General features: G+C 41.8%; 20 protein-coding genes. 8 read left to right on the plus strand and 12 right to left on the minus strand.

Annotated elements, in window-relative coordinates; genetic code table 11:
* Nucleotides 1-14 precede the first annotated feature (14 nt).
* The 5 genes from ACOI22_RS12215 to ACOI22_RS12235 all read left to right on the plus strand — a co-directional run bounded on the left by ACOI22_RS12215 (nt 15) and on the right by ACOI22_RS12235 (nt 6,381).
* Nucleotides 15-1,385, plus strand: a complete 1,371-nt coding sequence (locus tag ACOI22_RS12215; RefSeq protein WP_420672397.1) for a Na+/H+ antiporter NhaC family protein — start codon at nt 15-17, stop codon at nt 1,383-1,385.
* Nucleotides 1,386-1,651: 266 nt separating this feature from the next.
* A complete protein-coding gene (locus ACOI22_RS12220) occupies nt 1,652-2,551 on the plus strand; it encodes an ABC transporter ATP-binding protein (protein ID WP_420672398.1) in 900 nt (299 codons plus the stop codon).
* On the plus strand, nt 2,548-3,288 hold the full coding sequence (locus ACOI22_RS12225) for an ABC transporter permease (RefSeq protein WP_420672399.1): 741 nt from the start codon (nt 2,548-2,550) through the stop codon (nt 3,286-3,288). Before ACOI22_RS12220 ends, ACOI22_RS12225 begins: the two co-directional genes overlap by 4 nt.
* 22 nt (nt 3,289-3,310) lie before the next feature.
* On the plus strand, nt 3,311-5,173 hold the full coding sequence (locus ACOI22_RS12230; RefSeq protein WP_420672400.1) for an amidohydrolase family protein: 1,863 nt from the start codon (nt 3,311-3,313) through the stop codon (nt 5,171-5,173).
* A gap of 8 nt (nt 5,174-5,181) precedes the next feature.
* On the plus strand, nt 5,182-6,381 hold the full coding sequence (locus tag ACOI22_RS12235) for a cation:proton antiporter (protein ID WP_420672401.1): 1,200 nt from the start codon (nt 5,182-5,184) through the stop codon (nt 6,379-6,381).
* Nucleotides 6,382-6,390: 9 nt separating this feature from the next.
* Here the strand turns inward: ACOI22_RS12235 and ACOI22_RS12240 are convergent, their stop codons facing one another.
* From ACOI22_RS12240 to ACOI22_RS12255, 4 genes are all read right to left on the minus strand, one after another.
* A complete protein-coding gene (locus ACOI22_RS12240; RefSeq protein ID WP_420672402.1) occupies nt 6,391-6,771 on the minus strand; it encodes a diacylglycerol kinase in 381 nt (126 codons plus the stop codon).
* A gap of 40 nt (nt 6,772-6,811) precedes the next feature.
* Nucleotides 6,812-8,251, minus strand: a complete 1,440-nt coding sequence (locus ACOI22_RS12245; protein WP_420672403.1) for an aldehyde dehydrogenase family protein — start codon at nt 8,249-8,251, stop codon at nt 6,812-6,814.
* A 160-nt stretch (nt 8,252-8,411) separates the two neighbouring features.
* A complete protein-coding gene (locus ACOI22_RS12250; protein ID WP_420672404.1) occupies nt 8,412-9,710 on the minus strand; it encodes an adenylosuccinate synthase in 1,299 nt (432 codons plus the stop codon).
* A 127-nt stretch (nt 9,711-9,837) separates the two neighbouring features.
* Nucleotides 9,838-10,686 (minus strand): tetratricopeptide repeat protein, encoded by an 849-nt coding sequence (locus ACOI22_RS12255; protein ID WP_420672405.1) that lies wholly within the window; start codon nt 10,684-10,686, stop codon nt 9,838-9,840.
* A 156-nt stretch (nt 10,687-10,842) separates the two neighbouring features.
* Here ACOI22_RS12255 and ACOI22_RS12260 point away from each other — a divergent pair, with 156 nt between their 5' ends.
* Nucleotides 10,843-11,169 carry an Mpo1-like protein gene (locus tag ACOI22_RS12260; protein WP_420672406.1) on the plus strand — a complete coding sequence of 109 codons (327 nt, stop codon included), beginning with the start codon at nt 10,843-10,845 and terminating at the stop codon, nt 11,167-11,169.
* A gap of 108 nt (nt 11,170-11,277) precedes the next feature.
* Here the strand turns inward: ACOI22_RS12260 and ACOI22_RS12265 are convergent, their stop codons facing one another.
* The 6 genes from ACOI22_RS12265 to ACOI22_RS12290 all read right to left on the minus strand — a co-directional run bounded on the left by ACOI22_RS12265 (nt 11,278) and on the right by ACOI22_RS12290 (nt 16,623).
* Entirely contained in the window at nt 11,278-12,384 is a 1,107-nt protein-coding gene (locus ACOI22_RS12265; protein ID WP_420672407.1) for a PQQ-dependent sugar dehydrogenase, read from the minus strand.
* A gap of 109 nt (nt 12,385-12,493) precedes the next feature.
* On the minus strand, nt 12,494-12,961 hold the full coding sequence (locus ACOI22_RS12270; RefSeq protein ID WP_420672408.1) for a Dps family protein: 468 nt from the start codon (nt 12,959-12,961) through the stop codon (nt 12,494-12,496).
* On the minus strand, nt 12,954-13,481 hold the full coding sequence (locus ACOI22_RS12275) for a copper chaperone PCu(A)C (protein ID WP_420672409.1): 528 nt from the start codon (nt 13,479-13,481) through the stop codon (nt 12,954-12,956). The genes ACOI22_RS12270 and ACOI22_RS12275 overlap by 8 nt, the downstream gene beginning before the upstream one ends.
* A gap of 116 nt (nt 13,482-13,597) precedes the next feature.
* Nucleotides 13,598-14,737 carry a 5-(carboxyamino)imidazole ribonucleotide synthase gene (locus tag ACOI22_RS12280; RefSeq protein ID WP_420672410.1) on the minus strand — a complete coding sequence of 380 codons (1,140 nt, stop codon included), beginning with the start codon at nt 14,735-14,737 and terminating at the stop codon, nt 13,598-13,600.
* Entirely contained in the window at nt 14,734-15,222 is a 489-nt protein-coding gene (gene purE / locus ACOI22_RS12285; protein ID WP_420672411.1) for a 5-(carboxyamino)imidazole ribonucleotide mutase, read from the minus strand. The genes ACOI22_RS12280 and purE overlap by 4 nt, the downstream gene beginning before the upstream one ends.
* Before the next feature lie 171 nt (nt 15,223-15,393).
* A complete protein-coding gene (locus ACOI22_RS12290; RefSeq protein WP_420672975.1) occupies nt 15,394-16,623 on the minus strand; it encodes an amidohydrolase in 1,230 nt (409 codons plus the stop codon).
* Between the two features lie 292 nt (nt 16,624-16,915).
* Between ACOI22_RS12290 and ACOI22_RS12295 the strand changes: the two genes are divergently transcribed.
* Nucleotides 16,916-17,113 (plus strand): hypothetical protein, encoded by a 198-nt coding sequence (locus tag ACOI22_RS12295; protein WP_420672412.1) that lies wholly within the window; start codon nt 16,916-16,918, stop codon nt 17,111-17,113.
* A gap of 82 nt (nt 17,114-17,195) precedes the next feature.
* Here the strand turns inward: ACOI22_RS12295 and rho are convergent, their stop codons facing one another.
* Nucleotides 17,196-18,461 (minus strand): transcription termination factor Rho, encoded by a 1,266-nt coding sequence (gene rho, locus ACOI22_RS12300; RefSeq protein ID WP_420672413.1) that lies wholly within the window; start codon nt 18,459-18,461, stop codon nt 17,196-17,198.
* A gap of 401 nt (nt 18,462-18,862) precedes the next feature.
* Entirely contained in the window at nt 18,863-19,189 is a 327-nt protein-coding gene (gene trxA / locus ACOI22_RS12305; RefSeq protein ID WP_420672414.1) for a thioredoxin TrxA, read from the minus strand.
* Between the two features lie 101 nt (nt 19,190-19,290).
* On the opposite strand from trxA, the gene rhlB reads away from it, so the two are divergent.
* Nucleotides 19,291-20,586 (plus strand): ATP-dependent RNA helicase RhlB, encoded by a 1,296-nt coding sequence (gene rhlB, locus ACOI22_RS12310; RefSeq protein ID WP_420672415.1) that lies wholly within the window; start codon nt 19,291-19,293, stop codon nt 20,584-20,586.
* The last annotated feature ends 1 nt before the right edge of the window (nt 20,587 follow it).

The following is a 20,587-nucleotide window of genomic DNA, read 5'->3' on the forward strand; positions in this document are numbered from 1 at the left end:
TAGGAGAACCACATTTGGATTGGTTAAGTATTATCCCCCCATTGGTAGCCATTACGGTTGTACTATGGAAAAAAGAAGTGATTTTAGCTCTGCTTTTGGCAATTGTAAGCTCTGAGGCCTTATTACTGTTAAATGCCAGTAACAATATTCTACTTACTCCTATTAATACTATAGAGCGTATGGTCAGCACCATTGCAAGTGCAGGTACATCACGGATACTGCTTTTTTCTTTGTTGGTAGGTGCGTTGCTTGCTTTTATGCGAGACTCTGGCGGGGTTGCAGCCTTTGTTAACAAACTTGTGAATTCAGGCATAGCCAAAACGAAAAGGCGCGCTGGCGGTATTACCATGCTTACTGGTATTGCGGTATTTATTGAATCAAATTTAAGCGTACTTACCGCTGGCATTATGGCTAGAGGCCTTTTTGACCGCTTCAAAATGAGCCGCGCTCGCTTAGCCTACATAATTGATAGCACAAGCGCGCCGGTGTGCATATTAATACTGCTAAATGGCTGGGGCGCATATGTACTGGGTTTGCTTGATGCGTATGAACTAAATGACAATTCCTTCATTATTTTATGGAGCACCATACCTTATAATATTTACGCGTGGTTAACCTTAGCCATTGTTGCCTACACAATTATAAGTGACAAAGTTCATGGCCCGTTGAAAGAGGCTGAGCAAAAGCTTGAGCGTTTAGATAGCCATATTGAAATCCCCGCTCCTACTAAGTCACGTTATATGTTGCTACCCTTGGCAACTATGATTATAAGCATGTTTGCCTTTATGGTGTGGACGGGCGATGGAAAACTGACTGAAGGCAGTGGCAGTAAATCGGTGCTTTACGCAACATTTTTGGCTTGCATAGTGGGGTTCTCGCTTATTATTTTGAGTAAACGTAGTAACACTCAAGGCGCATTTAAAATTGGTTTTTCCGGTATGAATGAACTATTGCCCCTAGTGACTATTGTTATGCTGTCTATCGCCTTGGGCGCCAGTCTAAAAGTATTAGGGACAGGTTTGTTTGTATCAGGCTTGGTGGGTGAATATTTACCGTTTATCTTAGTTGTTCCCGCCTTATTTGTTGCTGGTGCGATTATTTCTTTCACCACCGGCACATCATGGGGAACATTTGCAATACTTATCCCCATTGGCATGCCCTTAGTTAGCGCTTTAGGTTTACCACCTGAGTTGGTATTGGCAGCCATATTAGGCGGCGGCATATTTGGTGACCACTGTTCACCCATATCCGATACTACCGCGGTATCTTCATTAGCTGCAGGCGTTGACTTACTCACTCACGTTAAAACACAGTTACCGTATGCCTTGGCTACCGGTGCGGTTACTATAGTGGCTTATATAGTTATTAGTATGGCGCTAATTTAGCGCTTATACGCCCACATCGTTGTTCCAGTTAACATCGTTGTTATAGCCCATATCGACACTCTCGTCACATCGTCATTCCCGCTCGCATCGTCATTCCCGCTCGCATCGTCATTCCCGCGAAGGCGGGAACCTCATAACCCCCTCTCAAGATGAAAATAATGTTTGCTTATCAGCACATTGTGACTTTTGACACATGCACATATCTTGCCCGCTTAATATCCTAGTGATATCTTAATAATTGTAAAACACAGACAAGGAAAAAAGTCATGGAGCATTCTCCCAGTATTTTGTGCTGCAATACTTTAAGTAAAAGTTATGGCAGTATTAGTGCGGTCAACCAACTTAGCTTTGAAATAAACGAACCCGGTGTTTACGCAATTTTAGGTAAAAATGGCGCCGGCAAAACGAGCCTGATAAAGTGTGCCCTGGGGCTAGAACCATGCAGTAGCGGTTCAATTAAGATATTTGGGCATGCGGCGGGTTCAATACACGCTAAATTACGTACAGGCGTTATTCTACAAGACTCCGACCTACCAGACTTACTTACCATTCGCGAACAACTCACCTTGTTTAGTAGTTACTATCCTAAGCCTTTAGACATTAACAGCACCATCGAAAAATGTGACTTAGGTGACTTTGTTGACCGCAGATACAAACAATTAAGTGGCGGCCAGAAACGCAGAGCTCAATTTGCACTAGCGGTAATTGGTAACCCCGACCTAATTTTTTTAGATGAGCCTACAACCGGGCTTGATGTGGATGCAAGACGAACGCTGTGGAACGTTATTCGTGAATTCGCGCGTAAAGGCAAAACTATTGTACTCACAACACACTACTTAGAAGAAGCCGAGAACCTAGCTGACAATATTATGGTAATGGCTGGCGGTACAATGGTAGCAAACGCAACCGCTGACAAACTAAAGGCGCAAGCTCAAGGCTCTATTATAAAATGCGATACGATGCTTAGTGAATCTGAGCTACAAACTCTCCCGCAGGTTATAGATGTTTCGGTATCGGGAAGATTTACGCATATTCAAACAAGCCAAGCTAATATTAGCCTAATCGCATTGCTTCAAGCCGACCCTAACTTAACTGATTTAAGCGTTAACCAACCAAAGCTAGAAGACTTATTTGAGCAGCTCAGCACGCAAGGAGAGCAAGTATGAGGCATTCTACAAACGTATTTTTCCTAGAAACGGGCGCTGAAATTCTTAAAGCCTTCCGCGCCCTAGACTTTATTATTCCTACATTAGGCATGCCCGCTGCATTTTACTCCTTATTCGCCATTATGTTACCCGGCGGGAGCAATAATGCGGCTTATTTGCTAGCCACCTACGGTGTTTTTGGTGTTATGGCCCCAGCTATTTTTGGCTTTGGAATAAGTGTGGCCAATGAGCGCGACCGAGGATGGTTAGACCTTAAACGTGCCTCGCCAAGCAGCGCAGTCACATACATTGGCGCTAAAATATGTAGCACCTTACTATTTGCTAGTATGTCTTTGATTATTATATACGCCATTGCAGGCTTTGCTGCAGGCGTGCGCCTACCAACAGCCACTTGGTCACTGATGCTGTTCGTTCATATTTTAGCCACTTTCCCATTCATATTAGTTGGGTTATCGATTGGTTTTTTGTGCAGCAATAACGCAGCGGTTGCCATATCTAACGTTTTCTTTTTAGCCTTAGCGGCGCTAGGTGGTTTATGGATACCCATAACTATATTTCCTGATGCCATGAAAATGTTCGCAATGTTACTCCCTAGTTTCCACTTGAGTGAAATAGCACTATATGTATTAGGTGCGCCTGGTGAACGTAATATTATGATGAATATTATGGCCATTGTTATTATTACACTTGCACTACTTGGGTTTACTCGTTTTGCATGGTCGCGCCAGCGCAACTAAGCAACAATTAAAGGAATAAATAATGATAAAACATGTATTTGCATACACGACCGCAGGCCTAGCACTCGTCATCATTGTTCTTTTGATGGTGTTACCTACCCCCATTGAGCAAGTTCGCGATGTGAATAAAACACCCAATAACGCGAATATTAGTCATAACATAGAGTTTGTTACGAATGTGACAGTGTTTAACGGCGAAGCTTTTATTCCAGAGATGAGTGTTGAACTTGAGAATGGATTGATAAAAAAGATTGATAGCGCCGATGCGATGTCTGCTGATATAAACGATAGTGTAAATGTGCTAGATGCCACCGGGCTTACAATGTTGCCAGGCTTAATAGATGCGCATACCCATACGTGGGGCAATGGTTTAGCCGATACCTTACGTTTTGGTGTAAGCACCCATCTTGATATGTTTACCAATGAATCACTATTAGTGAACACACGGAGTGACAGAGAGAATCTGCAGGAGTTCAAACGCGCTGATCTCTTCAGTTCTGGCACCTTAGCAACCGTGGATAAGGGGCATGGCACACAATTTGGTTTCGCAATAGATACCATTGCAACTATCAGTGATATTGCGCCATTTGTTGCCAAGCGCAAAGCACAAGGCGCTGATTATATTAAGCTTGTTTACATGCCCTATCAGAATCATATGCCTAGCTTATCATTAGCATTGGCTGAAGAGCTTGTTAAACAAGCTCACGCACATGACATGTTGGCCTTAGCGCATATATCGTCACAACAAGCGGCCCTTGACATGATCAACGCCAACATTGATGGCTTAGTACATATCTTTGCCGATAGCATTGCTGGCCCAGAAATAATAGCACTAGCGAAAAACAAAGGCGTTTTTATTATACCTACCCTGTCGGTAATAGATGGAGTTGATAAGGCCGCTACGGCAAAGCAAGTACTGGCTAACCCTAGCGTAAGAAAGATGATGTCGTCGGCGCAGTTAGGCACTTTACAAACAAGCTACCCATATGCGGGTAGCGCCTTTAGCATCGCCAAAGCACAACAGAATGTAGCATTGTTTCACGAAGCTGGTGTAGCTATTCTAAGCGGCTCTGATGCGCCTAATCCCTCTACCGCTTATGGCGTAAGTGCTCATACCGAAATGCAGCTCCTTCATGCCAGCGGCCTGAGTATAGTTGAAGCTATTAATGCAGCCAGTTTATTGCCAGCAAAGTTATTTGCATTAGATGACCGCGGCAGTATAGAAATTGGCAAGCGTGCCGACTTTATGTTAGTGCCTAACAGCATTTCAACTAACATTAAAAGCAGCTTAGCGCTCAAACATGTGTTCAAAAATGGGCATAGGCTAAATATTCAGGTTCCTGTAGCGAATGACGCTCCTACTGCTCAATCGGATGTACTTGGCAACTTTGAGCAAGATAGCTTAGAAAATGTGGAGACACTACCTGATTTTATATGGAGTGAGTCAAACGATAAGATGGCGGGCGGTAATTCAAGCGCGGCACTTTCACTCTCATCAGGCGGTGCAAACAATACAAACCAATCACTCCACGTTACAGGAGCCATTGAAGCTGGCTTCGCTTTTCCATGGGCAGGTGCGGCAGTTGGAGATTTCATTGCGCCCGTTTCTGGCTTGAATATAAGCGCCTATACCCACTTAGAGTTTTGGATAAAGGGCACGCCTGGCAAATATCAAGTGATGGCCTTTGATGCAGGTTTTGCATCGGGCAATGCTAGAATACCTGCCAATCAACACTTTACTATTACGCAAACATGGCAAAAAGTGAGCCTCCCCTTGGATAATTTTGACAACTTCAACCTAAAAGCCTTTGCAGGTTTGGCGTTTGTAGCCGGCTCTGAATTAAGTGAATTTGAGTTTTATATAGATGAAATTACGCTGAAATAAGGGTTTAAATGGAATATTTGGTAATAGCATTTATAGGTTTATTGTTTTTAATATATTCAATGTCTATTAGGCAATTAGATCGCACAGAAATAACGGGCCCTATGTTTTTTGTTATTGGCGGAATGCTTTTAGCGTTAATGATGCCAAGCGAGGGAAAAGAACTTAAAATAGGCATCAATTATTTACTTCCATTTATAGAGCTTACATTAAGCATATTTTTATTTTCTGATGCGGCAAAATCAAAATTATCGGTACTGAAGCATAGTTTTCAATATCCAAGCTTATTGTTATTTGTTGCCCTGCCCTTAACCCTATTACTCGGCATTGGAGCTGGTTTATTTTTCTTTGCTGATTTTTCGTTAGTTCAATCGGCATTGTTAGCCATAATTTTAACGCCAACAGATGCCGCGCTCAGTAAAGGTTTGCTTGAAAGTACGCAAGTACCTGAGAAAATTAGAGAAGGGATAAATACTGAAAGCGGTTTGAACGATGGCTTGTGCGTTCCTATTTTTTTAATTTTTATGCTATTGGCAAAACATCCAGATACGGCAATTACTGCCAGTAATACATTAATGGTATTTTCTCGTGAGTTAGGTTTAGCAGTTTTTGTTGCTGTTGCGGCAATAGCCACTTTTATACCCTTAGTTAACTTTGCCATGAAGCGGCATTATTTCGCACAAAATACGAGTCCATTTTTGTTGTTAGGTTTCGCTATGGCTGTGTTTTCTATTACGCAATATTTGCATGGAAGTGGGTTTATAGCTGTGTTTATTGCGGGTCTATTGTTCGACCGTTTCTCAAGCCCTAAAGTTAGTGCTGAACTCATAAATGACTCTGAGCACATTGCTGATTTCACATCGCTTATGACGTGGTGTTTATTTGGCTTTGTTTGTATCTATTTAGTGATACCGGCTATTACAGGGCCTATTGTTATTTACGCGTTACTGAGTGCGACTTTAATTAGAATCATTCCGGTTATGTTGTCGTTACAATTTACCGCGTTAAACTTAAAAGAGCGCCTCACATTTGCTTGGTTCGGCCCCCGCGGATTAGCATCAATTGTGTTTACATTAATGGTTATCGATACAGAAATAGAAAATAAATACGACATTGCAACGATTGCAATGACCACCATTTTATTTAGCGTATTTATTCATGGTGTAAGTACAAAACCCATAGCAGATAGCTTTGTTGAAGATGCTAAATAGCCTTATCTATTACGCAATAAAATAAGTGTATAGCCCGTGCAACCACACTAGCAACGCGAACAACAAGGCTGTAAATACCGCGGCTGAACCTAAATCTTTTGCTCGCCCTACCAGCTCATTGTATTCAGGCATAACTGCATCCGCTAACGCTTCTAAAGCAGAGTTTACAATTTCGGCAAACAGCAAAAAGACCAACGTTCCTATTAACAAAAAGAAATGCTCAAAAGACTTCGCAAGCAAATAAGCTACAGGAAATAGTGTCAGTGAAACCACCGTATACTGGCGAAAGCCTGACTCGTAAATCCAAGCGGCTTTGTATCCTTTTAATGAACACAAAGTAGCACGGGGTAGCCGCTTGAAGCCGCTGGTGTTTTTTTCAATATTTGGCAATTTTGTTGCTCTTCTTAATAATACTAGCGCTTGAATAAACTTATTTTATGAAACGTTTAAGCACCCACATTTTAAAGCTATTTAGTGGCATGTAACGCATACTATTTTCCATACTAAAGCTGCGTCTGAGAACCGATTTTTGATGAGAAAAAGTATCAAAGCCATACTTACCATGATACTGCCCCATACCACTTGTTCCTACGCCGCCAAACGGCAACTCAGGATTTAGCATGAACATGCTGGTATCATTTATACACATTGAACCTGCACTTATGCGCTGTACGCATTTTTGTTCAAACTCTTTATCTTCAGTAAATACATAAGCCGCAAGAGGTTTAGGGCGCGAACGAATAAACTGCAACATGTCACTTCTACCGCTCATGCTGATAATAGGAATAATTGGACCAAATATTTCTTCTTGCATCAGCGGGCTATCGAGTGAGGGATTAAGCACTATCGTGGGTGCAAGATACTTATCCTCAATATCATGTTCACCGCCATGAATTACATTTTGATTTTCTAAATAACTCACTAAACGAGCGCAATGCCTTTGATTTACAATGCGCCCATAAAAACGATTGGTTTTTGGATCTTTTTTGTATTGCGCTAATATGACTTTTTTAAGCGCAGCCACTACATTATCTAAATTGCTGTGATGCACAAGCAAGTAATCAGGCGCAATACACGTTTGCCCTGCATTCATCAACTTTCCCCACACCATGCGTGATAAGGCAGTCTCAAGGTCAATATCTTTGTCAATGATACAAGGGCTTTTTCCACCCAGCTCGAGCGTAACTGGGGTTAAATGCTTAGCAGCTGCTTCCATGACTATTTTGCCAACATGCTCACCACCTGTATAAAATATTTTATCAAAGGGAAGTTTTAATAGCGCGCTTGTAGGTTCTTTACCCCCTTCAACTACGCCTATTGCATTCATATCTAGATATTTAGGAAGCAATTGCGCAATAAGCGCGGAAGTAGCAGGTGCTAGTTCTGAGGGCTTTACAATAACGCAGTTACCCGCGCTAATTGCCGCTAGCATAGGGCTTAATGTAAGCTGAAACGGATAATTCCACGCCCCAATCACCAAACAAGTGCCCAGTGGCTCAGGCCTAGTATAGCTTTTAGCTGGCATAGCTAACATAGGCGTGCTTTTTGAGCTTGGCTTCATCCATTTTTCAAGATTATTGAGCAAATGTTTCACGTCTTTTACGAGGTAGCCTATTTCGGTTATGTAGGCCTCTTCACCAGATTTGTGTAAGTCTTGGTGTAAAGCCTCAGATATTGCCTGTTCCTCAGCCTTAAGTAACTTCAAAAAGGCACTGAGTTGACGCTTTCGCCAACTTAGTGATTCTGTGGCGCCTGTTGCGAAATATTCGTCTAGTGTTTGTTTTACGTTTTCGATTTCTTTTACATGAGCATCGTCATGCGTATTTGGAGAATCTGGTAACTGGGTAATAGAAGCGACATTTTCTGTCATGGCGTGTACTCCGAAAAACTTCCCTGATAAGGGCTTATTAACACTAGAGTAACAGAAACAATTACGACTTGCTAAGAAGTGTGCGCCTAAAAACAATAAAGCCAGCATTACGCTGGCTTTACAATTTCATATAAGACTGTGTGTAAAAAGCACTATCTATTTATACTGAGTAAGGGTTTCTCAATACCATAGTGTGCGCTCGGTCAGGGCCGGTTGATATAATATCAACGGGTACACCGGTAATTTCTTCAATGCGTGCTATGTAGTCTTTGGCCGCCTTTGGCAAACCTTCAACTGAAGTTACCCCAAAGGTGTTATCACTCCAGCCTGGCATTTCTTCGTAAACTGGGGTAACCAACTCATAGCCTTCTGCTGCAAGTGGCGGCACAGTACTTATGCTGCCATCAGCTTGCTTATAACCGGTGCATATTTTAAGTGTTTCTAGACCATCTAATACGTCCAGTTTGGTTAAGCAAAAGCCGGTAATTGAGTTAAGCTGAACAGCACGTTTCATAGCTACCGCGTCAAACCAACCTGTGCGGCGCTTACGTCCGGTAGTAGCACCAAACTCATGGCCTTTCACGCCTAGGTGCTGGCCAACATCGCAATCTAGCTCTGTTGGGAAAGGGCCTGAACCTACACGAGTGGTGTAAGCTTTAACAATGCCTAATACGTAATCTATATTTAGAGGGCCGAAACCCGCTCCCGTTGCTACGCCGCCTACCGTGGTATTTGATGAAGTCACATATGGGTAGGTGCCGTGGTCAATATCAAGCAGTGTTCCCTGCGCACCTTCAAACATGATTGGCTTACCTTCAGCGCGGGCTGTTTCAAGCAAGTCAGTCACATCAACTATCATTGACTTAAGTAAATCAGCTACCGACAAAGCATCTGCTAACACCGTATCAAAATCCAAAGCTTCTGCTTTATAATATTCAGTTAGCATGAAGTTATGGTATTCCATTACTTCTTTTAACTTAGTCGCGAACAACTCTGGATTGAACAAATCACCTACGCGTAATCCGCGGCGAGACACTTTATCTTCGTACGCAGGCCCAATTCCACGGCCAGTTGTACCAATTGCTTTATTTCCGCGTGCAGTTTCACGCGCTAAATCAAGTGCAACGTGGAAGGGTAAAATAAGTGGGCAAGCTTCACTTATTTTCAAGCGTTCTTTAACCGGAATGCCCTTGTCTTCAAGCATTTTCATTTCAGTTAGTAGCGCTTCTGGGCTTAAAACCACACCATTACCAATAACACAGGTAACGTTATCTCTTAACACGCCAGAGGGAATTAAGTGCAAAACGGTTTTTTCGCCGTCAATTACTAGGGTGTGACCAGCATTATGCCCACCTTGATAACGCACCACATACGAAACCTGCTCTGTTAGCAAGTCAACTACTTTACCTTTACCTTCGTCACCCCATTGGGTGCCAAGCACAACAACGTTTTTAGCCATGAATAGAAACTGTTAATAAATTAGGCGGCGATTTTAGCAAAAAAAAACCTACTTGTTGACCATAAAATAGCCCAATAAGTAGGTTTTTAGTAATTAAGCTGTTTAAAGCGCTTCTAAATGCGAATTATTAATACAATAAGCTATAAATTTTTCGGCGATACTGTGATTTAAGCGCGTCACCATCAGCCAGTGCGTTGATCATGTCTAGCATGATTTTCTTTGCATCTTTGTAGTTAATATCTTTTTTCACAATATCAAACATTAATGCAAGCGCTTCGTCTGCTTTATGCGCCTGTTGCAATTGAATTGCTAGCTCAATTTGAATGTCTTGATCATCGGGTTGCTGTGCATGTTTTTTCTGTAGTTCTAACAGTTCGGGTGACTCAGACGCTTTTTCCGCCAGCTCAATTTTCCCCACCACCGCATGATATTCAGCCTGTTGATCAACTAAACCTATTTTTTCAATCAATGATTTACTTAATTCCACATTACCGGTTTCAACACTGGCATCAGCGTATGCAATAGTAATAAGCGCGTGCTCTGGATTAATTTCGTGCGCTTGTTTAAGTAAGCCAAAAGCTTGCGAGTAGTCTTCCTGAGCGATGTATTCTTGCGCTTGTGCTAGCAATTCTTCTTCTGGCTTAGGTAAAAAATTAGCAAAGGTTTGCTCTAATTGCTGCTCATCTTGGGGACCAGCGAAGCCATCTACAGGTTGTCCATCTTTTACAATAATTGTGGTGGGTAAGCCTTTCACGCCAAATTGGCCTACAATTTCCTGTTGCTCATCACAGTTCACGGTGGCAAGTAGCATGGTATCAGGGTATTTGCTAACAAAGCCTTGAATTACATTCATTTGGGCTAGTGATGGCTCGTCCCATTGCGCCCAAAAATAAACAACAACTAATTTTTGCGCTGATTCCTCCAGCATAACAGGGCGAAAGTTTTCAAGTGTTAACGCTACGATGTTTTGGCTCATATATCCCACTACTTTATTCTGATGTGTCAATAATTATGGTGCCTACAAATTGATTTGCAATAGCTCTTTTGGCTTTTATTGTTTCAAGGTATGATGCAACATAAATGTTTAAAAAATGTAAATGCAAAGTAGTCACTTACACGAGGTTAAAAAACAATGAGTACTCAAAAATATACAAGTTTCCGCGAGTTTTATCCGTATTATTTAAGTGAGCATGAAAATACCACTTGCCGCCTATTGCATTTTATTGGCTCAAGCTTAATTATCGCGCTTATTGCATTTGTTCTAATTACAAATCAATACGTGTATTTATGGTTTATCCCCCTTCTTGGCTACGGTTTTGCTTGGGTAGGGCACTTCTTCTTTGAACACAACAAGCCAGCAACTTTTCAGTATCCTTTGTATAGCTTAATGGGTGACTGGGTAATGTTTAAAGACATATTAGTTGGTAATATTAAGATTAAAACGCCGTCTAATGCGTAAGGGTTAATATAAGATTTAAGCCGAGGTGGATTTTGCAGCATAAAGTAGCTTGTTAATCATGCATGTAATAAAGCTCTGCTAGTGCACAGTAACAGAGCTTTACATTACTTATTTACTAGGGGCTATTTTTAGAATTTTACCTTTCACGTTATCTACCAGTACATAAAGGTTCCCATCGGGGCCCTGTACTACATCGCGAATGCGTTCATTTCTATCTTTCAGTAACTCGTGCTGCGCTACAACGGTATTATTTTCGTCAAGTTCAATTCGGCGTAAATGCCTAAACTTCAATGATCCTACAAAAAGATCCCCCTTCCATTCAGCAAAGGCATCACCTGTATAGAACGTCATGCCGCTAGGAGCTATTGAAGGATCCCAATACGTTAATGGTTGGCGCATACCTTCCATTTTGGTTTCATTAGTAATTGTGCTGCCGTCGTAATTAATGCCGTAGGTTATTTTAGGCCAGCCGTAATTATCACCCGATGACAAAATGTTAATCTCATCACCGCCGCGAGGGCCGTGCTCGTGAGTCCACATTTCGCCAGTTTGTGGGTGCTTAGTCATGCCTTGAACATTTCGATGCCCGTAAGTGAATACATCATCAGCCCCGCTTTTCCCTACAAAAGGGTTATCATCGGGAATACTTCCATCAGCATTCACCCGAATGACTTTGCCAAAATGAACAGTAGGATCTTGTGCTTGCTCTTTACCTACCCCTCTATCACCTAAAGAAATATACATTAACTTGTTGTTGTCAAAACTAATTCGGCAACCAAAATGATATCCAGTATCTACTTTAGGCTTGGCAACGAAGATTTCTTTAACATCAACTAATTGCTGGCCTTGTAAAACCCCCCTATGCACTTCACTTCCCGCACCTCCATCACCGGCAACATTTACACACACATAAACTTGTTTGTTCTGCGCAAAATCTGGGTGCAAGGCAATACCCAACATACCGCCTTGCCCAACCGCTTTTACGCTTGGCAGGCCTGTTACTGGGCCTATTTTCTTGCCATCTTCAGCTAACAACATTAGTTCACCAGCACGCTGCGTTACCAATGATTTACCATCAGGTAAAAACGCAAGCCCCCAAGGGCTGCTAAGTTCAGTAGTAAATTCGCTTACGGTATACGGTAAATCTGCATCTTGTGCATTCACTACAAAAGTATTTAGAAGCAATGCGGTGCTAATTATATATGAGCGTTTCATAGAAGGGGCAACCTTAAAGTTCGTTCATGGGGGATATATGTAGCAAAAGATAAACTCGAGTTTGGATTAACTGAGCTTATCTTTTTTAGGCGGTTTTTAAATATTATTGTTACAGGGTTGCGCGAAGCATCCAAGCTGTTTTCTCATGCACGCCCATGCGATCGCCTACTAATGATGCGGTAGATTCGTCATCAGCTTCTTGCGCTAAAGAAAGCGCTTCACGACAAGTTTTAATTACTGCTTCGTGGCCTTGTAAAAGCAGCTGAACCATTTCACTTGCCGCTGGCACGCCGTCAACTTCCTCAATACTACCTAAAGCAGCAAAAGCACGGTAAGTACCCGGGGCAGCAACGCCCAATGTACGAATACGCTCTGCAATATCGTCAACAGCAGTGGCTAATTCAGTGTAGTGTTCTTCAAACATTAAGTGTAGTTCACGAAATTGTGGCCCGGTAACGTTCCAATGGAAATTGTGCGTTTGCAAATAAAGCGTATAAGAGTCAGCTAATAATTTTTTAAGACCTTCAGCTATTGCTAAGCGATTACTTTCGTTTATACCAATGTCAATTTTAGTCATGGTTCATCTCCATTTGTTGGTTCATTTTTGAATGCGCTTGCTTGGCTTTTTTACGTAAATCTTTAACAAGCACTTGAGTTATATGTGAGGATTTATCTGCAAAATACAAGCGTAATTCGAAGCTTTCTTTTTCTTTTAACGGGCCTTGCAAGCCCATTAACATTATGTGAACGCCACCAGGAGACAAACTAACACTGGATGCCTTTGGAATCACTAAGCCCTCGCTCAATTCTTGCATAGCCATCATGTCATTTTCCATTACCGTATGATGAATTTGCACAACAGAAGCGATAGATTTATCAACACTCGCGCTTAGCAGGGTAATGTCAGAGTTAGATTGGTTTTCAATGGTTAAATACGCTGCACCCGTTTTAGCTAAAGCAAAGGTTGCACGCGCCCACGCATCACTCACGTTAACTTGGTTAGCCATAGTGTCTGCTTGGCTATTTGGTGTAAGTGCAATACCCGTGGGTACATAAAATGATAAGATTAGGATAGTAAGAATCGCTAGTTTTTGCATATTTAGCCCAAATCGTAAAGTGTGTATAAACTCTACCCCACTCTACTTGATATAAGCAAGCAGAATGGGTGAACAAACGAATTATTTAACTAACGATTGATCTACATCTTAACTAACTATAACTCAGCTATTCGTTTTGCTTCATCTGTTAGTAAGGGGAAAGATTCACTGGGGATAAAACTCAATAAATTAAGTAACTTACTGCTTAATTCACTGTAGTTTTCGGCAACCACATTAATATGACCCATTTTTCGCTTGTCGCGTAAGCTCTTACCGTACCAATGCAAGTGACAACCTTCAATTCCAATTAGATCTCGGCTAAAACTAGTACAGCCAATGATATTCACCATAGCCGTCACGCTATGGGCTTTTGGGCTACCAAGCGGAAAACCAAGAACAGCACGAATATGTTGCTCAAATTGACTTGTATCTGCACCTTGCTGTGTCCAGTGGCCTGAATTGTGAACGCGCGGTGCAATTTCATTTACCAGCAATTCATCACCAGTTTGAAACAGCTCAACCGCTAACACGCCCACATAATCTAAGCCTTGCGCTAGTTGTGTGAAAATAGTCTTAGCTTTATTTTGAACCTCTAGCGAAACATTAGGTGCAGGGGCTATCGAAACATGCAACTGGCCTTGATAATGCAAGTTCTCTGCAATCTCAAAACAGCTTATATTCCCCTGCAAGTCACGTGCTCCAACAATCGATATTTCTCGGTCGAAATGCGACATTTTTTCGGCAATAAGTGGCACTGCTTGTAAGTCGAGTTTTTCAAACTCCATTTTCAACAGCGCTAACTGATTTGAATCTTTTAAACGCCACTGACCATACCCATCGTAGCCATCACGGCTGGCTTTAAAGATTATTTGCTCACCCAATAACTCACAAATGCCTTCTAAGTCGTCTACGTGGCGAATTATTTTGTGTTCGCAGTTTGCAATATTATGTTGATTTAGAAGCTGTTTTTCCCGGACTCTATCGGCACCAGCCATAATTGAGGCTATGTTAGGAAAAAGCTTACCGCTTAAATCTACCTGCGCTAACAAATCTTCAGGAATATGTTCAAACTCAACGGTTATAGCATTGGCGTCATTTATAGCCGTTGTTAAGTCTATATCAGTCAGCTGCTTACTTAATGGATGTACAACGGTATTTTTACTTACATCAACGGCGAGCACCTCAACGCCTAAAGGCGCCGCGGCTAAATACATCATTTGAGCAAGTTGGCCAGCTCCTAATACTAAAACTTTCATTCTAGCTCCAAGCTTTGGTTTTCTAACACGGTTTGCGTTTGCTTTTCTCTAAATGCAATGATGTTATTACGTACATCATCATTATTTAGTGCAATTATTTGCGCAGCTAGCAAACCGGCGTTAGCGGCACCCGCTTCACCTATTGCTAAAGTGCCTACTGCTACACCTTTTGGCATCTGCACAATGGATAAAAGCGAATCCAAGCCGCTTAATTGACTAGAGCGAACAGGGCAGCCTAGCACCGGAATATGTGTATGCGCTGCAATCATGCCTGGCAAGTGAGCTGCGCCACCCGCGCCAGCAATAATCACTTGGATACCATTATCACCGGCTCCTTCTGCAAACTCTACTAACAAATTGGGTGTGCGGTGCGCTGACACAACCTGAGCTTTAAAACTAACACCTAATTCTTTCAACATAATGGCTGCTTTTTGCATGGTGGGCCAATCAGATTGTGAACCCATTACAATGGCTACTTGCGTCATGTTTTATCCTATCATCGAGTCATATTTGTTACAGGTTTTCGAAATTGCAACCGCATTACTTTGGTCAATAAACAACGCCGAACGCCGGAAAAGCGCGCAATTATACGAGAATGCATAAAAAAGAGCGACCTTTGTCGCCCCTTTTATTATTTGTATTGTAAAAATATCGCTTTATTTGTGCGCTTGCATATAGTCCATGGTCATATTAGTTAACAAGCTAACGCCTAATTTCATGCCAGAATCATCTACAAAAAATTCCGGCGTATGATGTGCCGGTGAATCTTCTTCACTCACGTTTAACGGTTTACCGCCTAGCCATAAAAATATTCCAGGTACGTTTTCTTGGTAAAAAGAAAAATCTTCGGCCCCTGTTACCGCTTTTGAATTTATGACATTTTCTTGCCCTGCCGTACGCACGAGTGTAGGTAGCATTTCATCCATAAGTGCATGGTCATTAAAGGTAATAGGATAATTGTAATCAAGCGGAAGGATGACCTCAGCTTCTGCTCGCATACTATCAGCAATCCCCTTTACCTTGCGCGGAACAGCTTCATACATATGTTCACGAGCGGCTTTATCGAGTGTTCTTATAGTGCCCACCAAGGTGACCTCTTGAGGAATAATATTCGAGCGATTTCCCCCGTGTATTGAACCTACCGTAACAACAGCCGCGTCATCTATTACTTTGATCTCACGGCTAACTATTGTTTGCAAAGCCATAATGACTTGTGCTGAGGTTGTTATAGGATCAACACTCTTCCACGGATATGCACCGTGAGCTTGTTTACCTTTTATGATAATTTTAAATGGGTCTACAGCAGCCATTATGCCGCCGTGCTTATAACGAACGGTACCTACATCAGTATTGGAACTAATGTGTAAGCCAAATATAACGTCTACATCTGGGCTCTTAAGCACTCCCTCTTCCACCATCACTTCCGCACCGCCACGCTCTCCCGCAGGCGCACCTTCTTCAGCCGGCTGAAATATAAATTTCACTTTGCCATTCAACTGAGCTTTCATGCTACTTAGCACGCTAGCTGCGCCCATTAGCATAGCAACATGAGTATCATGACCACAAGCATGCATAACCGGCACTTCATTACCTTCGAACATACTGGTTTGTGTAGACTTAAAAGGCAAATCATTTTGCTCAAGCACTGGCAAGGCGTCCATATCGGCACGCAGTGCTACTGTGGGCCCGGGCTTACCTGAATCTAGTACAGCGACTATCCCCGTTTTAGCAACGCCTGTTTCCACATCTAGGCCTAGTGAGCGTAAATGCTTTTCTATATATTTTGCCGTTTCGAATTCCCTGTTTGAAAGCTCGGGATATTGGTGTAAGTGATGACGCCATTGAATAACACTGGGCTCAATTTCGTCCACTTTTTCGCTTACCATCGAAGGGTTCGCGAAAAGTGTGTTGCTTGAGCCAATAAGTAAAATAGAAATAATGAGTGAGCGCATTGAGCCTTTCCTTGTGTATGGGTTCAACATACACCATACCCTCAAGTGTTATTTGTTGTCACTATATAGTGGACTTAAAAATTAAAACAATGTTGCTCTATAGATATCAGAGTAACAAAGGTTTGCGAGAAACCGCCCGAAGGTCAGTAGTTTACGTGCCTAATTTTTTTTACAGTAAGCTCGTGCTTTGGCACTTATACATTAACAAAATATAAAAGGAATTAAGATGAACACAATCTTCAAAAAATCAAATAATGTTGAGCTTGAGGCTGGCGAGTTAAAGCAAGTAAGCGGTGGCAATGATGTGAGTATGTTATGTGGCCAATCAGGCCTGGATGAAATGTATGAAATAATAGCGTTTAACAAAGCTGCTAATAGAGGCCGTTTAGACCCTGTGCCATTTCCTTTACCTCCTATCTTTTAAGCTAAGGCACACATTAAAAAGCGCCGACAAACATTGTTTGTCAGCGCTTTTATTTATTAGGGAATAACTTATTAAGTAAAAGCTAACCTTTTTGACGTTTCATTGAATCAAAGAATTCATCATTGGTTTTGGTCATAGAAAGACGGCTAATCATAAATTCCATAGAGTCTATTTCTGACATTTCATGAACTATTTTACGCAAAATCCACATTTTCTGTAGCTCTTCTTGCGTAGTTAATAGCTCTTCACGTCGCGTACCTGAACGATTAATATCAATAGCAGGGAACACGCGTTTTTCTGCAATCTTACGATTAAGATGAAGCTCCATGTTACCGGTACCTTTAAACTCTTCGTAAATAACTTCATCCATTTTTGAGCCGGTATCAATAAGTGCAGTGGCGATGATAGTTAAGCTACCACCCTCTTCTACATTTCTTGCCGCACCAAAGAAGCGTTTAGGCTTATGCAGCGCGTTAGCATCAACACCACCCGTAAGCACCTTACCAGATGAAGGTATCACCGTATTGTACGCACGCGCTAAACGAGTAATTGAATCAAGAAGTATAACAACGTCTTTTTTGTGCTCGACTAAACGCTTGGCCTTTTCAATTACCATTTCGGCAACTTGAACATGGCGACTTGCTGGCTCATCAAAGGTAGATGCAACCACTTCGCCTTGAACCAAACGCTGCATTTCAGTTACTTCTTCTGGGCGCTCATCGATTAGAAGAACAATCAAATGACACTCAGGATGGTTTGCCGCAATCGATTGCGCAATGTTTTGTAATAATAACGTTTTACCTGCTTTGGGCGGCGCTACAATCAAACCACGCTGACCACAACCAATAGGTGATGCTAAGTCAAGCACGCGAGCAGTAATATCTTCGGTACTGCCGTTACCTCTTTCCATGCGTAAACGCTCATTAGCGTGCAATGGTGTAAGGTTTTCGAACAATATTTTATTACGAGAGTTTTCTGGTTTGTCGAAGTTTACTTCACGTATTTTAAGTAAAGCAAAATAACGCTCACTGTCTTTTGGTGGGCGAATCTTGCCTGAAATAGTATCGCCAGTACGCAAGTTAAAACGACGAATTTGGCTAGGCGATACATAAATATCATCAGGGCCAGCTAGGTAAGAAGAGTCACCAGAACGCAAGAAGCCAAAGCCGTCTTGCAAAATTTCCAATACACCATCACCGAAAATGTCTTCGCCGCCTTTGGCGTGAGATTTTAGTATAGAAAAGATGATGTCTTGTTTACGTGCGCGGGCAAGGTTTTCTAAGCCCATTGTTTCTGCTAATGCAACAAGTTCGCTAATGGGTTTGCTTTTTAAATCTGTTAAATTCATATTGGTGGGTCTGTTTTTTAGTAACAACTAGTTAATTGTGAACAATGGATTAATTATTCGGTTTGACTGTAAGCAAAAGCTCGTAAATTTGTCATTAAGTGCTCAAAATGAACAATAAAGACACGCGCTGTAAGTGAAGAAAAATTTTTTACGTACGGGGCGTGAAAGAGTCAACATTGTTGAATCACTATATGTCAAATACTGAAAATAGGCTTTTACTTTCGGTGAGTAGTGTAAAAGTACCACTTAAATTAATTATCGTCCAGTTTTTCGAATATATTAATTATTTGTTAAAGGAAATTTTATATAAATGACGGGAAAACTATACTTTAGACGCAAGGCGACGTGTAAGGGGAAGGTCGCCAAAGCTCAGATAACACTAAACTTTGGCGAAAAGACATTTAAACGTGCTCGTCTAGAAAATCTTTTAATTGTGTCTTAGAAAGTGCTCCAACCTTAGTTGCAGCAAGCGCTCCATCTTTAAAAAGTAATAAAGTTGGAATGCTACGAATACCATATTTTGGTGGCGTTTCATTATTTTCTTCGACATTTAGCTTACCAACTGTTAATTTGCCCTCGTATTCGCTGGCAATTTCTTCTAGAATTGGAGCGATCATTTTACAGGGGCCGCACCATTCTGCCCAGAAATCAACTAACACAGGACCTGATGCATTGATAACATCGGCTTCGAATTTTTCGTCAGATAGTACGAGAATATTGTCGCTCATTCTTTTCTCCAGTTTAGGGATTTTAGCTGTTAATTTCAGCCTTACCCCTATAGTGTTATATAGAAGTTGTTTTTATTGCAAGCATCGATAAGCTATAAGCTATGCCACAAACACATTTAACCGATACTTTATTTTCATCTCTTTCGATTCATCCGCAAGTACAAGCGGGTTTAGACGCTGCTGGTTTTACCCAGTGTACTGACATTCAATCGATGAGCCTACCACAATTACTTGCCGGTAGTGACGTTGCAGGCCAAGCCCAAACAGGAACTGGCAAAACCATTGCCTTTTTGGTCGCGACCTTTCATCACCTGCTAACAAACCCTAGTGACCAACACGGCACTAATCCACGTGCAATTATAATGGCACCCACCAGAGAGCTGGCGGTACAAATTTATAATGACGCTGAAATGCTGAGTAAACACACAGGATTATCAGTTGCAGCTATATATGGAGGCGAAGGTTATGAAACTCAACGCCAACAACTCGAAAAAGGTGTAGATATTTTAATTGGCACCACCGGGCGCATCATAGATTATTATAAACAAAAAGTGTTTAACCTTAATCATATCCAAGCCGCTGTGCTTGATGAAGCCGACCGTATGTTCGATTTAGGCTTTATTAAAGACATCCGTTATTTGTTTAACGGCATGCCAGCTGCAAGTGAACGTTTAAATATGCTGTTTTCAGCAACCTTAAGCTACCGAGTAAAAGAACTTGCCTACGTTCATATGAACGATCCCATTGATATTATTGTGGGTTCTGAAAGCAAAACCGGTGTGCGTATCTCAGAAGAGTTGTTCTATCCTAGCAATGAAGATAAACCTTTGCTGTTGCTAACGCTTATGGAAGAAGAATGGCCTGATAAAGCGATTGTATTTGCCAACATGAAACATGATTGCGAAAAAGTGTCAGCATGGTTGCAAGCAGATGGCCACAGAGTTGGTTTATTAAGCGGTGATGTTCATCAGAAGAAACGCTTAAGTATATTGGAAGACTTTACCGCAGGTAAGTTAGATGTATTAGTCGCTACAGACGTAGCAGCACGAGGCATTCATATAGATAAAGTCACCCACGTATTTAACTATGATTTACCTGACGACGCCGAAGATTATGTACACCGAATTGGCAGAACTGGCCGTGCTGGTGAGAAAGGCATAGCGATAAGTTTCGCTTGTGAACGCTATGCACAAAACTTACCGGCCATTGAGGTCTATATTGGTCATGACATTCCTGTGACTGATTATAACCCGCTTAACTTATTGGAAGACGTTAAACCACCTAAAATGCAAAGCCGCAGCCGTGGACGCAACAACACGCGTTCGTCAGGGCCACGCAAAGATAACAGACAAGGTGGTCGCCCACAGCGCGGCGGTCCAAGAAGAAAGCCTCAATAAG

It is taken from the genome of Glaciecola sp. 2405UD65-10 (genome assembly GCF_048820975.1).
Taxonomy (GTDB): Bacteria; Pseudomonadota; Gammaproteobacteria; order Enterobacterales; family Alteromonadaceae; genus Glaciecola.

Excerpts from the sequence above, each read along its gene's own strand:
- ACOI22_RS12220 (WP_420672398.1), top strand. The coding sequence starts at position 1,652 with ATGGAGCATTCTCCCAGTATTTTGTGCTGCAATACTTTAAGTAAAAGT.
- ACOI22_RS12225 (WP_420672399.1), top strand. The coding sequence starts at position 2,548 with ATGAGGCATTCTACAAACGTATTTTTCCTAGAAACGGGCGCTGAAATT.
- ACOI22_RS12230 (WP_420672400.1), top strand. The coding sequence starts at position 3,311 with ATGATAAAACATGTATTTGCATACACGACCGCAGGCCTAGCACTCGTC.
- ACOI22_RS12235 (WP_420672401.1), top strand. The coding sequence starts at position 5,182 with ATGGAATATTTGGTAATAGCATTTATAGGTTTATTGTTTTTAATATAT.
- ACOI22_RS12245 (WP_420672403.1), bottom strand. The coding sequence starts at position 8,251 with ATGACAGAAAATGTCGCTTCTATTACCCAGTTACCAGATTCTCCAAAT.
- ACOI22_RS12250 (WP_420672404.1), bottom strand. The coding sequence starts at position 9,710 with ATGGCTAAAAACGTTGTTGTGCTTGGCACCCAATGGGGTGACGAAGGT.
- ACOI22_RS12255 (WP_420672405.1), bottom strand. The coding sequence starts at position 10,686 with ATGAGCCAAAACATCGTAGCGTTAACACTTGAAAACTTTCGCCCTGTT.
- ACOI22_RS12260 (WP_420672406.1), top strand. The coding sequence starts at position 10,843 with ATGAGTACTCAAAAATATACAAGTTTCCGCGAGTTTTATCCGTATTAT.
- ACOI22_RS12265 (WP_420672407.1), bottom strand. The coding sequence starts at position 12,384 with ATGAAACGCTCATATATAATTAGCACCGCATTGCTTCTAAATACTTTT.
- ACOI22_RS12270 (WP_420672408.1), bottom strand. The coding sequence starts at position 12,961 with ATGACTAAAATTGACATTGGTATAAACGAAAGTAATCGCTTAGCAATA.
- ACOI22_RS12275 (WP_420672409.1), bottom strand. The coding sequence starts at position 13,481 with ATGCAAAAACTAGCGATTCTTACTATCCTAATCTTATCATTTTATGTA.
- ACOI22_RS12280 (WP_420672410.1), bottom strand. The coding sequence starts at position 14,737 with ATGAAAGTTTTAGTATTAGGAGCTGGCCAACTTGCTCAAATGATGTAT.
- purE (WP_420672411.1), bottom strand. The coding sequence starts at position 15,222 with ATGACGCAAGTAGCCATTGTAATGGGTTCACAATCTGATTGGCCCACC.
- ACOI22_RS12290 (WP_420672975.1), bottom strand. The coding sequence starts at position 16,623 with ATGGTAAGCGAAAAAGTGGACGAAATTGAGCCCAGTGTTATTCAATGG.
- ACOI22_RS12295 (WP_420672412.1), top strand. The coding sequence starts at position 16,916 with ATGAACACAATCTTCAAAAAATCAAATAATGTTGAGCTTGAGGCTGGC.
- rho (WP_420672413.1), bottom strand. The coding sequence starts at position 18,461 with ATGAATTTAACAGATTTAAAAAGCAAACCCATTAGCGAACTTGTTGCA.
- trxA (WP_420672414.1), bottom strand. The coding sequence starts at position 19,189 with ATGAGCGACAATATTCTCGTACTATCTGACGAAAAATTCGAAGCCGAT.
- rhlB (WP_420672415.1), top strand. The coding sequence starts at position 19,291 with ATGCCACAAACACATTTAACCGATACTTTATTTTCATCTCTTTCGATT.